General features: G+C 43.8%; 1 tRNA gene. It reads right to left on the bottom strand.

The window, feature by feature from the left end:
• Nucleotides 1-323: 323 nt before the first annotated feature.
• Nucleotides 324-397, bottom strand: a tRNA-Ile gene (locus tag HMPREF9473_RS25855).
• Nucleotides 398-541: the final 144 nt, after the last annotated feature.

Here is a 541-nt window from a genome sequence, read left to right as displayed (position 1 = left end):
CTTCTGTCTAAGATTCATAGCGTTGAATCTCTGGTCTTAGGTTTGTTGGTTCGTCTTACGTTAAGACTACTTCAACGAGTTTTGTTTGTTTGGATATAAGAATCGCTTCTTATATCACCTCGGATGTCTTGAACGATTCTCATACAGTTTCCTGTACTCAAATCTTTCTAGATATATTCAATATGTGGTTTTCAAGGTACATGTAATACCGTGTGGCTCCTTAACGGTTAAAAATTCGCCGAACGTACAACGTTCTACACGGTAAATGGGCTTAAGTGGGCCTTTCCTCCCTTCCGAGAGTTTATGGACACCAATAATCCCAATGGGCTTAAGTGGACTCGAACCACCGACCTCACGCTTATCAGGCGTGCGCTCTAACCGGCTGAGCTATAAGCCCCGGTTATATGTCAGTAAGTATCTGGCGCTTAGCGCTTTCCCTTACAATCTTATTTAATTAAATCCGGCATCCACCTGCTCTCCCATATCGTCTCCAATATAGTACCATCGGCCGCTTACGTCTTAACCATCGTGTTCGGGATGG

The organism is Hungatella hathewayi WAL-18680, assembly GCF_000235505.1.
Lineage (GTDB): Bacteria > Bacillota > Clostridia > Lachnospirales > Lachnospiraceae > Hungatella_A > Hungatella_A hathewayi_A.
Note: the sequence above shows the minus strand (reverse complement) of the source record. Positions and strands in the feature narration are given on the sequence as shown.